Source organism: Pseudomonas aegrilactucae, assembly GCF_019168305.1.
In the GTDB taxonomy this organism is placed as follows: domain Bacteria; phylum Pseudomonadota; class Gammaproteobacteria; order Pseudomonadales; family Pseudomonadaceae; genus Aquipseudomonas; species Aquipseudomonas aegrilactucae.
On record NZ_JAHTBI010000079.1, the window covers coordinates 82,523 to 98,941 of the forward strand.

Annotated in this window: 18 protein-coding genes; 2 read left to right on the forward strand and 16 right to left on the reverse strand. The window is 58.9% G+C overall.

Translation table 11 applies throughout. The features are described from left to right. Positions 1-53: 53 nt before the first annotated feature. Entirely contained in the window at positions 54-2,486 is a 2,433-nt protein-coding gene (locus tag KUO17_RS20430) for an SIR2 family protein (RefSeq protein WP_217977318.1), read from the forward strand. 203 nt (positions 2,487-2,689) lie between these two features. Here KUO17_RS20430 and KUO17_RS20435 read toward each other — a convergent pair whose 3' ends face one another. The 3 genes from KUO17_RS20435 to KUO17_RS20445 all read right to left on the reverse strand — a co-directional run bounded on the left by KUO17_RS20435 (position 2,690) and on the right by KUO17_RS20445 (position 4,679). Continuing rightward, complete coding sequence (locus KUO17_RS20435) at positions 2,690-2,899, reverse strand: hypothetical protein (RefSeq protein ID WP_217977319.1); 210 nt, start codon at positions 2,897-2,899, stop codon at positions 2,690-2,692. Positions 2,900-2,986: 87 nt separating this feature from the next. Beyond that, positions 2,987-4,261 carry a Y-family DNA polymerase gene (locus KUO17_RS20440; RefSeq protein WP_217977320.1) on the reverse strand — a complete coding sequence of 425 codons (1,275 nt, stop codon included), beginning with the start codon at positions 4,259-4,261 and terminating at the stop codon, positions 2,987-2,989. After that, entirely contained in the window at positions 4,254-4,679 is a 426-nt protein-coding gene (locus tag KUO17_RS20445) for a LexA family protein (RefSeq protein WP_116054079.1), read from the reverse strand. The genes KUO17_RS20440 and KUO17_RS20445 overlap by 8 nt, the downstream gene beginning before the upstream one ends. Positions 4,680-4,780: 101 nt before the next feature. Between KUO17_RS20445 and KUO17_RS20450 the strand changes: the two genes are divergently transcribed. After that, the gene (locus tag KUO17_RS20450; protein WP_217977321.1) at positions 4,781-5,452 is read left to right on the forward strand and encodes an SOS response-associated peptidase; all 672 of its coding nucleotides are present in this window, start codon (positions 4,781-4,783) and stop codon (positions 5,450-5,452) included. Here the strand turns inward: KUO17_RS20450 and KUO17_RS20455 are convergent. The 13 genes from KUO17_RS20455 to KUO17_RS20515 form a co-directional block, all read right to left on the reverse strand. Further along, positions 5,446-5,610, reverse strand: coding sequence for a hypothetical protein (locus KUO17_RS20455; protein ID WP_425274884.1), 165 nt, complete (start codon positions 5,608-5,610; stop codon positions 5,446-5,448). The two genes, KUO17_RS20450 and KUO17_RS20455, sit on opposite strands and share 7 nt — an antisense overlap. 128 nt (positions 5,611-5,738) lie before the next feature. Continuing rightward, on the reverse strand, positions 5,739-6,533 hold the full coding sequence (locus KUO17_RS20460) for a DNA adenine methylase (RefSeq protein ID WP_217977322.1): 795 nt from the start codon (positions 6,531-6,533) through the stop codon (positions 5,739-5,741). Between the two features lie 152 nt (positions 6,534-6,685). Further along, positions 6,686-7,201: a lysis system i-spanin subunit Rz gene (locus KUO17_RS20465; protein ID WP_217977323.1), complete on the reverse strand. Its 516-nt coding sequence runs from the start codon at positions 7,199-7,201 to the stop codon at positions 6,686-6,688. Continuing rightward, entirely contained in the window at positions 7,198-7,749 is a 552-nt protein-coding gene (locus KUO17_RS20470; protein ID WP_217977324.1) for a glycoside hydrolase family 19 protein, read from the reverse strand. Before KUO17_RS20470 ends, KUO17_RS20465 begins: the two co-directional genes overlap by 4 nt. A 41-nt stretch (positions 7,750-7,790) precedes the next feature. Beyond that, complete coding sequence (locus tag KUO17_RS20475) at positions 7,791-8,837, reverse strand: phage late control D family protein (RefSeq protein WP_217977325.1); 1,047 nt, start codon at positions 8,835-8,837, stop codon at positions 7,791-7,793. A 66-nt stretch (positions 8,838-8,903) separates the two neighbouring features. Then, positions 8,904-9,110: a tail protein X gene (locus KUO17_RS20480; protein WP_217977326.1), complete on the reverse strand. Its 207-nt coding sequence runs from the start codon at positions 9,108-9,110 to the stop codon at positions 8,904-8,906. Continuing rightward, positions 9,085-9,930 carry a phage tail protein gene (locus KUO17_RS20485; protein ID WP_217977327.1) on the reverse strand — a complete coding sequence of 282 codons (846 nt, stop codon included), beginning with the start codon at positions 9,928-9,930 and terminating at the stop codon, positions 9,085-9,087. Before KUO17_RS20485 ends, KUO17_RS20480 begins: the two co-directional genes overlap by 26 nt. A gap of 8 nt (positions 9,931-9,938) precedes the next feature. Then, complete coding sequence (locus KUO17_RS20490; RefSeq protein WP_217977328.1) at positions 9,939-12,566, reverse strand: phage tail tape measure protein; 2,628 nt, start codon at positions 12,564-12,566, stop codon at positions 9,939-9,941. 143 nt (positions 12,567-12,709) lie between these two features. After that, positions 12,710-13,003 (reverse strand): phage tail assembly protein, encoded by a 294-nt coding sequence (locus tag KUO17_RS20495; RefSeq protein ID WP_255263695.1) that lies wholly within the window; start codon positions 13,001-13,003, stop codon positions 12,710-12,712. Positions 13,004-13,015: 12 nt separating this feature from the next. Next, the gene (locus KUO17_RS20500) at positions 13,016-13,525 is read right to left on the reverse strand and encodes a phage major tail tube protein (protein WP_217977329.1); all 510 of its coding nucleotides are present in this window, start codon (positions 13,523-13,525) and stop codon (positions 13,016-13,018) included. A gap of 12 nt (positions 13,526-13,537) precedes the next feature. Further along, complete coding sequence (locus tag KUO17_RS20505) at positions 13,538-14,704, reverse strand: phage tail sheath subtilisin-like domain-containing protein (protein ID WP_217977330.1); 1,167 nt, start codon at positions 14,702-14,704, stop codon at positions 13,538-13,540. Between the two features lie 81 nt (positions 14,705-14,785). Beyond that, on the reverse strand, positions 14,786-15,172 hold the full coding sequence (locus KUO17_RS26780) for a tail fiber assembly protein (RefSeq protein ID WP_255263696.1): 387 nt from the start codon (positions 15,170-15,172) through the stop codon (positions 14,786-14,788). Beyond that, a partial coding sequence (locus KUO17_RS20515) for a phage tail protein (RefSeq protein ID WP_217977331.1) occupies positions 15,169-16,419 on the reverse strand: 1,251 nt, incomplete at its 5' end. The genes KUO17_RS26780 and KUO17_RS20515, both read right to left, overlap by 4 nt.

Consider the following 16,419-nt stretch of genomic DNA (forward strand, 5'->3'; position numbering starts at 1 on the left):
ATAGATTTTCAATCTATTTTTGTAACCAGTCAGACTAGCAAAAAGGAATTTAAATGAGCATCTCTCTAACTGACTTAACAAAACGAATAACCCCTCGCAATACGGTTTTATTTTTCGGCGCAGGTTCCTCTCTCCCTTCCGGCGCGCCTTCAGTCAAAAAACTGATTGAAATATTCTCCACCAACTTTAAACTAACTAGCGACGAATACTCACTCAGCGAAATAGCCAGCCTAATAGAACAGAAGACCTCGCGCAAAGACTTGATTGAGTGCCTGAGAATACCTTTTAAAAATCTCACAGCGACAGGCAGCATTTTAAACTTGCCGCTTTATGACTGGAAGAACATATACACCACAAACTATGACAACTTAATTGAGCAAGCTTACACAAAGAAAGAACGCCCACTCTCAGTAACATCTTCCAACTTTGATTTCACGCTTCAGAAAATCCCAGAAGCCACTAAGCTTTTCAAACTACATGGCACCATTGAAAAAGATGAGTGCGACGGAATTCATAGCAGGATAATCATATCTGAAAATGATTACGATCTAACCGGCGAATACCGTGATCACTTGTATGACTCACTGAAACTCGACTTAGCCGGATCAGACTTAGTCATTATTGGATACTCCTTAGCAGACCCTCACATTAAAGCACTCATTACCAAGGCTCTTGACATAAACAGCAAAAGCCATAGCCCCGCCACCATATACCTGCTCCTTTATACTAAAGATGAGGATCGCGCAGCACTTCATGAGCGACGTGGGATCAAGGTTGCGTTCGGTGGGCTAGACGATTTCTTTCTGGAACTGCTCAGGAATACCGAAATAACTGACACGTACTCATCGACCGGGGACCCTCTCGATTTCTCTCACATCCTCCGACCGATAACAATAGACATCAACCATAACATTAGAACAAGCGTAAAAGACGCGAGCTCAATGTTCAATGGATGGCCGGCTTCATATGCTGACATCGCTGCAAATCTTACATTCCGCCGTTCTCTATGCCCTTTGATCATTGAAGATTTAGACAAAGAAGATAGACCGTTCGTGGTAATCCTCGGCGCTAGCGGCACAGGGAAAACAACTCTTGCCAAACAGATAATTTATCAGCAGTGCCAAAAAAACTGGCATGCCTGGGAGCACAAGTCGGACCACACGTTATTACCTAAGCAATGGCTTGACGTAGCGACCCACTTGAATAAAGCAAATCAACCCGGAATTCTGCTGATTGATGACGCACACAATCACATGTTCGAGGTTAATGCACTGATTGACCTGCTGGTGAGCGAAAAGAACACCAAATTAAAGGTTATATTGGTATCAGCCAGGAACCAATGGAACCCTAGAGTTAAGACACCGAATCTTTTTAAAAATGGAATTCAATACATATTAAGGGGGCTCGACACCAGTGAAATCGAAGACCTCCTCACACTAGTAGATACTAATGCTGATTTAAAACCACTAGTTGAAAACAGCTTCTCCGGATTTTCCAGGGCAGAACGAAAAAGAAGGCTCACAGTACGCTGCGAGTCGGACACTTTTGTATGCTTAAAAAATATATTCGCATCTGAGAAATTTGACGACATTGTCTTGCGAGAATTTGCCTCACTACCCCAAGACTATCGCGAGGTCTATAGACTTGTTGCGGCAATGGAAAGCTCCGGAATAAATGTACACAGACAGCTAGTTATTAGACTTTTAGGCATTCCAGCTCAGAACGTTGAAGCTTCACTGGTCAATCTTGTTGACATTATTCACGAATATGTAATCAGCCAAAAAGATGGTATTTACGGATGGAAAGGTAGGCACCCTGTAATTACAGACATCATCGCACAATACAAGATGACCGATCCAAAAGAGTATTTCTCACTTTTTGAAACTGTTATTGACAACATCGTCCCAACATATGACGTTGAGATTCGCACAATCCGACAGCTCTGTGGCTTTGAAAAAGGCATTAACAGGCTGTCAGATAAACATCAACGAAACAAGCTTTTACGAAAGATGATTTCAATCGCTCCCGGAGAACGTGTTCCTCGACACCGTTTAATCCGCAATCTAATTGACGTCAATGAACTAGAAAAAGCAGACACTGAGATCCGTCTTTTTGAAAATGACTTTAAAGCAGACGGCCCAGTACATAGATTTAAGATAATGCTACTACTGGCGCGAGCCGAACGAACATCTGGCATACTTGAGGAGGATCGTTTAGCAATATTAGAAAAAGCTAGAACTCTAGCCAGCTACGCAACCGATAAATACAAAGATAACAAAGACATCATGAGGACGTACTGCGAGGTTGGCATTGAGATATTCAAGAGAAGCAAAGACATCACCGTATTTGATGACGCAATGAACAAACTTCGTCTTGCGGAAGAAAGGATCGGAGATCCAGATATCACCGGATTAATCATACAGTATCAACGTAAGATATCCGGCCATGATTACGGCTCTCCTCAGGACGAGGAAGTGGAGGACTGATAGCGCTGCCAAATCGAATTAAACATGTTCAGTCACTATCGTTAGTACACTCCGGTTGTGCTGGTGTATTGAAGAAAAATGCGCTCAGGCCCTTGTGTGCGGGGCTTGACCGCCTTTTGGCAAAAGATTGTTAGGAATGGTTTTGGCACTGTTTGGCATAAATTGGCGAATGATTTGCCCCATTTTTTCCCTCAAGCCTCGGGCTAATGAACTGTCTTCGCAGGCCTTCCTAGGGCTCGTAACTGATAGTCCTGAACTGCCTGGAACATGAACTCCGCCAGCACCCGCAATCGCTCCACCTCCTGGGCAGAACTACCTGCTGCCTTCGCCTCATGGTAACAACGCATAGCATCAATAGCCTGCTGAATGAGCGGCTCTCCCGCCTCAATCATTCCTAAAACAGTTCGCTTCATTGGACGGCCCTCCTAGATCCAATGTAGCTTACAAATTTTCTATACTTGCAAGCCTTCTATCTCGATTTTTGAAGGGTAAAAGCTCAGCTATTGGCAATTAACCTGCCACAGCTGATCAAGCCTAGTCGTGAAGCTCTGGCTCATCATCTCGCGCCGCATCCCCCAGCCTGGGCTTGAGGGCACGCTTGCAGCTCGCAGCGTGCCCTTCCCCCATCGACTATTGATCTCATCTAACACCGTCATTACCCGGGTAGCCTCAGCTGGCTGGGCAGCGGCGAAGAGATCATCCGTGAACTCGCCCCGCTGACAAAGCCCCATCAGCAGCACCTCGGCCTTGCTGTACTTGAACCCTGGTCGAAACGCGCGATCGAGCGCAGCAACTGCCGCCTTCGTCAGCACGCGCACATCATCCGTCGGGTAAGGCAGATCAATGATCACACCGTTGGCGTACTTGGCTTCATCGGGATTGAACATGCCAGTGCGAATGCTGACGCGCACCTTCTTGCACACCGAGCCCTGGGCGCGTAGCTTCTCCGAGGCACGCATCATGTAGGTGGCCACCGCTTCCTTGATCGGCGCCAGCTCCTGCAGGCGCTTGCCGAACATCCGGCTGCAGCAGATCTCCTGCTTCGGGGGATCTGGCTCATCCAGTTCCAGGCAAGGAGTACCGGCCAACTCACGGGCAGTCTTCTCGACCACCACACTGAACTTCTTGCGCAACATCAACGGGTTAGCCTTTGCCAGGTCCATCGCGGTCTTGATACCCATCCCTTCGAAATGAGCATTCATCCGCCGGCCGACGCCCCACACCTCGCTCACCGCCGTGTTCCTGAGCACCCAGTCGCGCTTGAACGGGTCGCAGATGTTGACCACGCCACCGGTCTGCACCTGCAGACGCTTGGCCGTGTGGTTGGCCAGCTTGGCCAAGGTTTTGGTGCCGGCGATGCCAACGCCGGCCGGGATGCCGGTGCAGCGCAACACCTGGGCGCGGATGCGGCGGCCGAGCTGGTCCAGGTCAGCCATCCCCGTCAGATCGGCGAAGGCTTCGTCGACGCTGTACACCTCGACCGCCGGAACCATCGACTCGATCAATGTCATGACTCGCTCGCTCATATCGCCATACAGCGCGTAGTTGGACGAGAACGCCACGATGCCGTGCTGCTTGAGCTTGTGCTTGATCTGGAAGTACGGCTCGCCCATCTTCACGAAGGCCTTGGCGTCGTAGCTGCGCGCAATGACGCAGCCATCGTTGTTGCTCAGCACGACGATGGGGACCTTGGCCAGGTCCGGTCGGAAGACGCGCTCACACGATGCGTAGAACGAGTTGCAATCGACCAGGGCGAACACCGGCGCGTTAGACATGGCTGCGCACGCTACCGATGATCACGCCCCAGATCGACAGCTCGTCCCCTTCCAGCACGTAACGCGGTGGGTACTTGGGGTTCTCGGACAGCAGGATCACGTCCTTGCCACGAATGCACAGGCGCTTGCACACAGGGTCATTGTTCAGCAGGGCCACGACGATGTGGCCATGCACCGGCTCGAGCGAGCGATCGACCACAGCAAGGTCACCGTCGAAGATGCCGGCGCCCTGCATGCTCTCGCCAGTGATGGAGACCAGGTAGACGTGGGGCGCCCGGATGTTGAGCACCTCGTCCAGGGAGATGTGCGCCTCGATGTGATCGGCCGCCGGCGACGGGAACCCAGCCGGCACGTGGAACAGGCAGAGGGGCAGCTTCAGGCCGCCCTCGGCGATTGGGCCTATGATTGAATAGCTCATGACGCACGACTTCCGAAAATACTGTACGAATGTACAGTTAACGTTCTGCGAGCCTTGCGGTCAATTTCTCTGTAGGGGATTTCTGATAAGCGGGAGTCGAAATGTGCGGAAGATTGAGCCAGTACCACGGCATCCACGACTTCGTGGACGCCCTGAGCATGCCCTACCCGCTGCTGAATAGCGTTGGCGACCAGCCGCTTGAACGCTACAACGTCGCGCCGACAACGCGCGTTGCAGTGCTACGGCTGGAAGAGGAGAAGCTGCACGCGGATCTCGTGCGCTGGGGATGGCGGCCGCACTGGGCCAAGGATCGAGCGGCACCGATCAATGCCAGGGTAGAGAAGGTTGCGCACGGCCCCTTCTTTCGGGCGATCTGGCCTTATCGAGCCATTGTGCCGATCGACAACTGGTTTGAATGGGTGGATGAAGGTGGACCGAAGAAACAGCCGTACCTGATCAGGCGCAGCGACGGGCAACCTTCCCTGTGCGCTGGTATCGGTCAGTTCAGCACCGAACCCAACGAGAATGACGGGTTTGTCATCATCACTGCCGACAGCGCCGGCGGGATGGTGGACGTGCACGACCGGCGACCCATTGTCTTAGCACCAGAGTTGGCGATGGAATGGATTGCACCAGGCACTACCAAAGAGCATGCAGAGCAGATGGCGCTCAATTGGGGAGAGCCTGCCGAGGCTTTCGAGTGGTACCGCGTTGGCACTGCCGTGGGGAACGTGCGGAACCAGGGGCCTGAGCTTATGCAGCCCGCTCAGTGACGCGTGAGCGGCTGATGGCCCAGCGCATACAACTGATAGTCGCTCACGGCCTGAAAAGCCGACTCAGCCATCAAGCGTAGGTGCTCGACTTCTTCTGGCACCACACCTGCTTCTTGAGCCTGGTGATACCTGTGAAGCGCAGAGATTGCTTCACGCATCAAAGGCTCATCCGCCTCAACCATGCCCTGAACTGTTCGTTTCACAAATCCCCCCCCCCTGACCGAGCCAAGGCATAAAAGCCTTCTGCAACCTGCGAGCGCCATCTGAAGTGAACGGCGGTACAAACTCAGAATAGCTGACCGAGCCCATCTGGCTGCCAGTTCATGATCACCAGCTCGCCGGTGACCTCCGTCTTGCCGTGCCGCTGGTTGGCCGTGGTGTAGCGGATATCCAGCGTTTCGAAGTGGAAGCCCTCGAACACACGTCGGATGTCCGGGTGGTCGTTGATGCTGACCATCACCCTGCCCTTGCAGCGCCGCATGAACGCGGCCATTTGCTCGTAGTTCTCAAAGGGGAAGTCGAGACCGTAGCCGGCGGTCTGCCAGTAAGGCGGGTCCATGTAGTGGAACGTGTGCGCTCGATCGTAGCGCTCTGCGCAGTCTTGCCAGGACAGGTTCTCGACATACGTGCCGGCGAGTCGCTGCCATGCTGCAGAAAGGTTCTCCTCGATGCGTAGCAGATTGATTGCTGGGCCGGTCGTCGCGGTGCCGAAGGTCTGCCCTGAGACCTTGCCACCGAAGGCGTGCTGCTGCAGGTAGAAGAACCGGGCGGCGCGCTGGATGTCCGTCAGCGTTTCAGGCCGGGTCATCTTCTGCCATTCGAAGATCTGCCTAGAGCTGAGCGCCCACTTGAACTGGCGGACGAACTCCTCCAGATGGTTCTGCACCACCCGGTAGAGCGTGACCAGGTCACCGTTCAGGTCGTTGAGTACCTCGACCGGTGCGGGCTGGGGACGCATGAAGAACAGCGCGGCGCCACCCGCGAAGACCTCGACGTAGCATTCGTGTGGGGGAAAGAGGGGGATCAAGCGGTCGGCCAGGCGGCGTTTGCCGCCCATCCAGGGGATGATGGGAGAGGTCATTATTAGCAAGTCTTTTGTGAATGGAGTTTCAGTGGTAGGCTCGCCGCGCTTTGTGCACAGAGCAGGAGCCTTGGCTTGACTTGCAGGATTGGTCTGCGGGTTGAGTGGGTCAGGCGGATGTTGACGCATCCGCCCGGCCCGCTCCTTTCACTTCATCGTGCTACTTCACGCACGTAAGCCTGACAGGCCTTCAGCGCAATCAATCCTTGATCGCCGTCCTGGGTGATGCTGACAATTCTTCGAGCATGCGCTGGGTCAAGTTCGGCTCTCTGGCTTCCATGATCCATGCCTGCGGCGCTGGTGGCGGCTGACACCCCACAGTCACGACCCTGGGCGGGGCTGGCGAGTAGTACTGACAGCCGCACATCAGCAGTAGCAAGACGGTCGCGCAGGCGAGCCTGGGCCTGTTGTGCATCATGTAGTTCCTTGTAATGGGTTTGATGCACCGCCTGCAGGCGATCCTCCAGTGCCCGGCGCTCGGTCTGTTCGAACTCCAATCGATCGATTGCCGCAGTCGCAGCAGCCTCGCGATCGGTAGCATGCGCGGCGACTTGATCCGCGAGCTGTTTGTCGTAGCTATTGGCCTGCCATACCCAGGCAAGCCAACTGCCCAGGCCAAACCCGAGCAGCGCTACAAGGACCAGCAGACGCCAGTCCATGGCTTTCACGGCAGCACCTTTAAAGCACGCTCATACAGTGCCAGCCGGTCAGCAAAACCATTCAGGCCCCCATTGATGCGACGAGTGATCTTTTCGAAGTCGCCCTGGTCGGCGAGCGTGTTCAGCCCAGCTCGATGCCAGAACCATGCAGCAGACATCGCGGCATACACCGGGTGCTCGAGCAACTCGGGCGTCACAAGCAATCGGCTATCGCCGAACAAGGCTTCGCTGCAGTCGCGGTAGTTTGCCCGGCCGGTGATTTGAATCAGCCCCCTGCCCCGGTACTTCTGGCCGTCACCGTCGGCCTCGGGCGTGTTGCCCAACGCCTTGGCTAGCCTGCCGGTATCGTACTTCGACATGTACGCATCACTGCCCAGCTCGCGCACGTAACGTAGTTGGCCAGACTCATGACCGATCTGCCCGATGAACGCCGCGATGCGCAGGCGCGTGATCACGGCGTACTTGCCCATGGCGGCATTGAGGGGAGGAACAAAAACGCCGGCTTTCTGGCCGGCGTTGGGGAGGATCTGCAGCAGTTGCTGCACGGTAATGGACATGCAGGTTTTCTCCAGCAATGGCCGCTCAGCGGCCGATGGGGTTACAGCTCCACCACTTTCACGGGCTTCGCCACTTTCTTCGTCGTCTTGCCTTTGGCCTTGGCCTTGCCCTTCTTGCCGCCGTTGCACTCAACACTGGTGCTCCAGCCAGACTGGGTGAATGTCTGCTCGACCGACTCGACCAGGTACTCGCCATCGAGGCCCGCCTTGAAGCCCTGGGCGTTGATCGTGACCTCAGCGAACAGGTCGGTACGGCCGAACATTTCCAGACGCACGCCCGCAGTGCTGCGATTGAACGCTGCGAGCCGCGCCTTGGCGGCTTGCTGGGCGGCAGATTTGTTGGGGTAGATATGCCGGTCGGTGTGCACGGGTGGCAGGCCGGCCGGGGCTTCGTCGTTGCCCAGCTCGACCACCTGCAGCTTTCCGGTCTTCCTGTCCTGATGCTTGGTCTGCACCGCCTTCTGCGTGCTCTTGTCGCCGAGACGGAACTGGAAGCGGCTCACGTCAGCACGGTGGATGGTCACGACCGACAGGGCCTTGCCGCTTGCGCTCTGGCCTGCCTGGCGCGACAGCACCAGCAGCTTGCCGTCACCTACCTTGGCGGTGCAGTCGTATTGCTTTGCCAGCCGCGTGATGAAGTTGAAGTCCGATTCGTTGAGCTGGTCGGCACGCGGGACTTTCGTGTTCACCGGGCACACCGGCTGCCAGCCGTTGCGCGCCGCGATGTCGCGCACGATCTGCTGCAGCGGCACGTTCTCCCAACTGCCGCTGCGTGTGGTCTTGCCAGTGCCGCGCATGTCGCTGGCCTTGCCGCGAATCTCGATCGAATCCGGCGGGCCGGTGAACGACACTTCATCCACCGTGTACCGCCCCAGTCTCGCCAAGGCGCGGCCGGCGTAGCCCAGGTAGACCTCGATGCGGGCACCCCGGCTCGGCAGCGTGACTGCGCGATCCCGGTCATCGATGCGCAACTCGAATTCGTCCGACTCCATGCCGGGTTTGTCCGAGGTGCGCAGGGTCAGCAGGCGGTCGTTTATCAGGGCGGTGATATCCTTGCCGTCCGCCACGATGCGAAAAACAGGTTGCATGCTCATGCTCCAGAAAAGACAAACCCCGCACCAGGCGGGGTTCTGTGGTGATGCGGGTACCGGAGATCACTCCCACAAGCCCACCGACGCATCATCTGCCGGCGGCAGGTCGGGCAGCAGGATCAGCACCCCGGCGCGAAAGGGCTGGGGCTCGTCGGCCAAGCCCTGATTGGCATCCAGCACGGCCTCGACGCTGCCGTTCAGATGCCCGTAGTAGTGCTGGCACAGCGTGTCGAGCAGGTCCCCGTCAGACGTTCTGCAGATCGTTGCCATAGCTCACAAACTCCAGTGAAAAGCCTTGCTTGCGCGGGATGCCGCCGGCCAGCAGGTTGCTCTGGTCTTCCTCGATGCTGGTCAAGCACCAGGTGCCCAGCACTTCGCCATAGCCCGTGGTGAGGTTCAATGGCTGCAACTGCCGGCCGATACTACGCAGTGCCTGCAACTGGCCGAGCCCGCCCCGGAACGTCGGAAAAACTGCGCCCTTGAGCGTGATCTTGTCGTCACCCAGACCAACCGCCTGTTGCGCAATGCTGCGCGTGAGGCGCTCCTGGCCCGCCCAACGAAAGCCGGTCTGCCTGCGCAGTTCGTCGAATGCGGCGGTGTCGAGATTGAAGTAGTACGGCTGAGCTTCGGGCCGCAGTGACTGAATGATCAGCAGGTGTGGGAACGGCTTTACCGCCTCCGGCTCCGGCGTCGCATCAGGTGCCAGGGCACCCGTGGGCAGGATGTTGCCCAGCGACGGGCTGATCTTGCCGGCGATGCGATTGATCGCCGCGCCGGCTTTGCTGGCCTGCTCGCGCAACGTACCGAGACGTTCCTGAATCTGCCCGGCGGCACTGACTGCCTGGTTGTACATCGCAGCTACCTGCCCGACCTTCGCCTGGGCCGCGTTGATGCCACGCATCGTGCGCTGCAGCTTCGCGCCCAAGGCGGGCCCGACAAAGGGAATGCCCTCCAGCTCCGACGCAGCACCGGTAATATCGCTGACCGCACCATTCAAGGGCCCCAGCATATCGTCAGCACTGCGCCGCCCGGCTTCGCCAGCAGCCACAAGCGAGCGCAAACCCGACTGCAGTTGATCCATGTAGGCCATGACCCCTCCTATGTATGTGGTGCGTCGTAGAGTTGACGGGAAGCGGCCTGCCGACTCATCTCTTCGAACTGGCGACGCATATGCGGCTCAAGCTCGCGAGCGAGTTGTGCGGGGTCTTTCACATCGCCCTGCACGGTGACCGGCATATGCGGGGCGAACGTGAACGATTGCTCAACCTTCGGCGGCATCGACTTGGCTGGCTCAGCCGGCTTGATCTGCGGGCCGGCAGCCGGTGGCCTGACGGCCATCGAGCGCACAACCTGCCCCAGCGGCGCGCCGTCCGGCCCGTTACGCGTAACGCCCGCCGGTACTGCTGCAGTTTTCTCTTCAGCGAGTTGCATCATCAGCGGATGCGCGGCCTTGAGTGCCTGCCCCTGGGCGGCAAGCCCAGGTACTGCAGGGCCAGGCCGGACCACGGGTGCTGCCGGGACCAGCGGCGACGGCTGACCGACAGACGTTGCGGGCTTTTTCTCCTCATGATCCTCACCGAACAACGCGAGGCCCAACGCACCGCCGCCAGCGCTGCCCCCCATCGATCCAAGGATGCCGCCTATCAGGCCGCCAACCGCCGTGCCGATTCCAGGCACGATCGAGCCCAGCGCGGCCCCTGCTGCTGCACCGGCCAGGGCGCCCGCAAGGCCACCGGCTGCCTCGCCATAACCCTCAGCTTTTTCATCCCGCGTTTCCGCGTTCTGGTAGGTGTCAGCAACCTTCAGGCCCGCGTCCACAACAGCAAAGACGGCGGCGCCTTTCAACAGGGCGCCAGGTCGAGCGGGCATTGGCTTGTTGAGTCCGACACCACCCTTGGCACTGGCTGGCTTGTCGAGCACGCCGGCACGCTTGACCTCACTGGGCGCAGGGCTCTGGCTGACTGCCTTCGATCCGCTGCGCGCCGGGGCCCGGGCGCCCTTCTTGCCCTTGCGCCGTTTCTTGTTCCGGCCTTCACTGTCGACGCCACCCGAATCACTACCGCCGGCCGCCGGGGCATTCGTGACGAACACCCGCTGAACAACCTTCGGGTCGCCCATCATCGAGCCACGCGCCATGTTGGTGACACCCTGCGCGACTTTGAACGCACTGAACGCAGCCTTGGCGGCAATCAGTGCGGCACCGATCCCCGTGATCGCGGCGATGACACCGGGTATCTTCTGAGTAAGGTCAGCCAACGCGTAGCTCACCGTTGCGAGCCCATCGGCGGCCATGTCCGTAAGCGGACGGATAGCATCGCCAAGTCGGACCATCGCCGTTTCCATTGAGGCCGTGGCGGTCGACCATTTCGCGTTCGAGGTCTCCCGCGCCTTGGCCGCGTCTTCCTCGATCTTGACTCGGCCGTCGGTCTCCTTGATCGAGGCCATATCGTCCTTGATCGAGCTGCCGTACTTGATCTGTGCAAGCAAGCCGGCGCTCGCGCTCTGATCGCTGACGATGCCGGCGAGGCCCGCCGACTCAAGCAGCGAGGCCATTGCCTGGGCCTCCTCGGCGCTGCCATCCGCGCTCTCCTGAATGCGCTTCTTGAGCGCTTCGACTTCCTTGGCTTTCGAGGGGTTCTGCCGCTTGAGCAGCACGTCACTCAGCTTGATGAACGCATCGACCGGGTTGTCTGCCTTTCCGCTTTTGACAGCACTGGCGATGGAGCCCGCCAGATCGATGCCTTCCTTCGCAAAGCGCTCTTGACTTGTGCCACTGATCACCGCGTTGAGCAGGTTGTTCATGTTGGTCGCTGCAGCTGCAGAGTCCTGAGTCTGCTTGTACTGCGACTGCAGGCTGGCACCGAGGAAGCGCACAGCCTCGGGGCCTTCCATGCCCAGTTTCTTGATGGTGCCCAGCAGGCTGGGCATGTAGCGCGCCATGTCCTTTGGGCCGAACGCACCAATGTCACCTGCGGCCGCGACCTGCCCCAGCATCGCGCCCATGTCTTCTTTCTTGACCCCGGCTTCCTTGAACGCACTGAACAGGGTGGCAATGGTGTCGGCTTCCATGCCCTGACCATCCACCAGGTCGGCGATCAGTGGCGCATAGTCCACCGACTCTTCCCAGTCGATACCCTTTTCGATCAGCCCGCCAACCGCACCGGCCAGCGCCTGCTGGCTCATGCCGACCTTGGCTGCAACCTCGGCAATCTTGTCCGCCATCTGCTGCTCGCCATTTTCGCCCGCGACATGGGCCCACAGGGCCATCTGCCGGATCTGGGCTTGATAGTCCCCGGAGATCTTCGTGGGGATCGCGAGGGAGGCAGAAAACTTGAGCGCCGAGCCCACGCTGCTCTTCAAGCCCTCGGAGCCATCCTTGATCTGCTGTCGGCCCTTGACCTGCAGATCAATCCCCTTCGCGACACGCTCCAGCGACTGGTACTCCTTGCGCAGCCTGCCGACCTCAACGCCCTGTTCCTTGAGGCTTTTGAGGTTCTTTTCGAGCTTGCCCAGCAGCGCATCGGCATTGGCGGCGCCGCTGTGATGAGCCTTGCTCCACTCATCGCGCAGGCGAATCGTTTCGCCGATGGTGCTTTTGAGCACCTTGGCGCGGTTACCCTTTTCCTCCAACTGCTTGATCCGGTTCTCAACCGTCTTGAACGACGAGCCGACCGTCGCACTGACAGCACCGCCGATCACCAGCCCTAACGCAAACTTGCCTGCCATCTGCTGTTGCCCCTGTACGTCCGCAACGGGCTCAGTCCGTGAGCCACCAGACCATGTCGGCAAACGACATGGTCATGATCTCGGCGGCGGAAAAGTTCAGCTCACTCGCGAGCCGCTTGGCCGCCAGTTTCTGCAGCGCCGGGTCAAAGTTCGTCGTCGCGCACCAGGCGAAAATAGCCGGCCTGCAAGCGCGTGTAGTCCTTCAGGACCAAGCCCTCGAGGTCCTGAACGCCGACCTCGGCGAGGCTGGCGAACAGGTTCAGCTCGCGCTGCTCTTCGTCGCCGGCTCCGGCCTGGGCGTTGCGAATGTCACGCACGGTCGGTGCACGCAGGCTCAGGCGGTCCACTTGCACGCTGTTTGCCTGAGCCGGGGCCGTCAGCGTTACGGTAACGCGGTCGGCCTGAAGGACCATCCAGCTGGGGGTTTTCTTGGTCATGCGGTGTACTCCTTAAAGGCCCAGGGCCGAACGTTGGGCGGCGAGCTGGTCGACGCCGTTGATCACGCGCTTCATGCCGAGCGGATCGATCTCGTAGATCAGGCGTCCCTCGACCTCGAGCTTGTAGTAGGTGACCGCGACGTTATGCTTGATCTCAGCCTTGTCGCCGGGCTTCCAGTCGCCCATGTCGACCTCCTTGAGTGCACCGCGCAGGGTCACGACCACAGGAGTGATCTTGCCTTTCAGGCCCTTGAATGCACCCCGAAAGGTCCCGTTAAACGCCGTGCCGTCGGCCAAGCCGAAGAACCTCAGCGACTCACGGCGCACGCCGGTAGTGGTGAACCCGGCCTCTTGTTTCTCCATGCCCATGTCCAGCTCGATCGGCGCATCCATGCCGCCGGCACGATGCTCCTCCATTTTGAGCGTGAGCTTGGGCAGGGTCAGGCTGGGCACATCGCCCTGGAAGCTGACGCCATCGACGAACAGGTTCAGGTTGGCCAGGGTTTCGGGAATCATTGCCATGCTTGCAGCTCCTTAAGCAGCGCCGTCGAGGACTTCGGTCAGCCACTGGTTGGTGACCTCGACGCGGAAGTTGGGGTTTTCGGCCGGGGGTACGTCGGTAAAGCGAATGTTCCAGTACACCTTGCCCTGCTCCAGCTGGCTGGCAGTGTTCAACTCGGTGTCGGCGAACACCTCAAAATTGATGATCGCGCCCTGGTTCTTGAGGTCGCGCATGAACGCCTGCAGGCCCTCGGTCACGTCCTTCACGTAGGTCGCGGTGATCGAGCGGTCGACTGCCCATTTGTGCCCGTACAGGATCGCGTCCATCACGATATCCATGGTGCGCACGCGGGTTACGAACGCCCATTTCGGGTCGCTGCTCAGGGTGCGGTTGCCCCACAGGCGGTAGCCGTCATCACGGATGATGGTGGTGATGTTGGCGTTGTTGAGCAGGTTGGCCCGGCAGGTCTCGTCGCCATCGAGAAACTCGATGGGGCGGGTGGTGCCGGTGATGCCGACAAACTCCTTGTTCGACGGCGAGGCCCAAAAGCCGTACTCGTTGTCGGTCCAGGCGAACAGGCCGGCGACCCAGGCCGAGGCCGGACTGTCGATCGTCGCGCTGGTGACCGTGTCCCACTGCTGTACGCCGGGGTCTACCAGGAATGCGCGCTTGGCACCGAAATTTTCGGCGTAGGCCAGCACCGCTTCATCGGTGGTGTTCGGGCCATCGATGATGGCGATGCCGCGCAGCTTGTCGGCCAGGGCGACCAGCGCGGTACCGACCGGCATCGTCGCGCTGTGCCCGGGCGTCACCAGTAGCCGCGGCTGCGCGTTGAAGCGGCTTTTGCCATCGAGCAGCGCTTGCATGCCCGTCCGCTTGCCGTCGACCAGGACGCCGCCGATGACGGCTGAGGTCTGCTGCGCCGGATCGGCAACCTTACCCACCCCGCACGCAACGATCACCGCCTTGGCACGCATGTAGATCGCCTTGCATGCGCGGGTGATTGCCGAGTCGGGGCCAAACGCGGCGACCGCCTCGCGCTCGTTGGTGATCAGCACCAGGTCGTTCGCCTTCGCCGTAGCGGTCGGACCCTCAGTGAACGTGTCGACCAGGCCGATGATCGAGGACGACGGCAGTGCGATGGTGCGCGCACCGGTGTCGACGTTCGTTACGGTAACGCCGTGAAAGAAGCCGCTCATAAAATCTCCAGGAACGAAAAGGCCCCGCAATGCGAGGCCGTGGGTGCAGCGGAAAAGAAAAAGCCCCGTCAGTACGGGGCTTTATGGGGCCAGGTCAGCCAGCCAGGCCGGGGACAATGGCCGGTGCTCGATGGACGGGAAAAGCTCAGACTGGGGCCAGTCCCGAAGCGCCTGCATGAACATCAACAGGTCAACGAACTGCTCGGGCGTTAGTGTGGAAGGCGCGTCGATTTCAAGCTGGTCTCGGTGGCGATCACGCAACCAGATCAGCCCCGCCAAATTTGTATCGCGCCACATCCTTTCGGCGGTGCTCAGATTCTCTTGCGACCAAGCCTGAGTTCCCCATACACCATCGGCCTGGGCGACATGTGCAGCCGATGGGCGCTCGCCCTCCATCAGAGTCCAATTGTCAGGGCAATCACCGCCGACCTGCTGGAAACTGCTGCCCGCTTGCGCGTACACATTCATACGATCACCCCTCTGACTTTCCAGACAAGTACACGGCATGGCAGCGGCGTGGCCACGGAATCGCCGGACCCGGACGGATCACCGCTGTAAGTGCTTGGGTACGTAAGGTAGTTCAGAGCCGTCTGTACAATGATTGAGTCACCCAGCTGCGCAGCATGAACGCCCGCAGCAACCCGAGTACCGCCAAGGCTCGTATGATCACCGATGCCAGTCTCCCCCCATGATCCATTACGCATAACCTCTGCACGGCAAATGACTGTCGCGCTTGGGAACGGGTTCGCTTCGACGTAACGGCTATTGATAGCCACATTGGCAGGATTGGCTTTGCTGCCTCCGGCGGGGTACACAACCGCGAAGTCAACTTGATTCTGGAACTGAGCAACCTGTACAGCAAGGGCGGCGATATCGATCTGCCCTCGATTTATCGGTGCGTTCCACGCCTTGATACACCACATCACAGCCAAGTTGCGAGGGCGAGTTTCTGAGCCACCCTCGGCCGCAGTTCGACTTCCCTCGTTGTATCCAGAGTTGCCCTCGCCCCCATCTTGCGACGAGCCGACTTGTGAGTTGTTGGGGTTGTTCGGGACCATATGGCTGTGCGACTTGAACTGATCAAGTTCGTAAGTTCCGAGACCTCGCCCCGCGTTGATCCCGCGACCATGATCCCAGCCGCGAAGGAACTCGCCGCGCGACTCAGGCAAGCGGAAGTAACCCGCCGGCTCTGTACCGTTGTTGTAGGCGCTACCAAGGAATGCGGCCAGGTCAGGATAGGCCGCGATACTGTGAACGCTATAATCGACCTCCAACCACCCCGGAGGAACCTTGTTCACTGGCAGCGCCGCAATGAATCCCACCGGCATTGCCGAGGCCTCGGCAATCATCGCCTCGACCTGGGCCTTGGTATAGGCGTCTGTGATGCCATAGCCATCCAGCGTGGCCGGATTCGTCGCCGCGACCACGCGGCCGTAGGCATCCACCTTGACGCAGCGGTAGGTGCCGGCGGCGACCCCGCTGCGCCCGAAGGCCATTTCGAAGGCCAGCGCCGTGACGCCCAGGGTGATGGGTGCATCAGTGATCAGCTGCCAGCCGCTGTCACCGTTGGCCGTGCCCCGCTCCACCAGGACCAGCAGACCGGGCGTGACCTTGGCACTGCTGTCCGCATCCGGGCAGCGCGTCCAGGCGCCGCTTGCAACCAGGTACAGGCCGTTATCCTTGCCAGCTGCCTGATTCTTCACCAGCACCCGCGC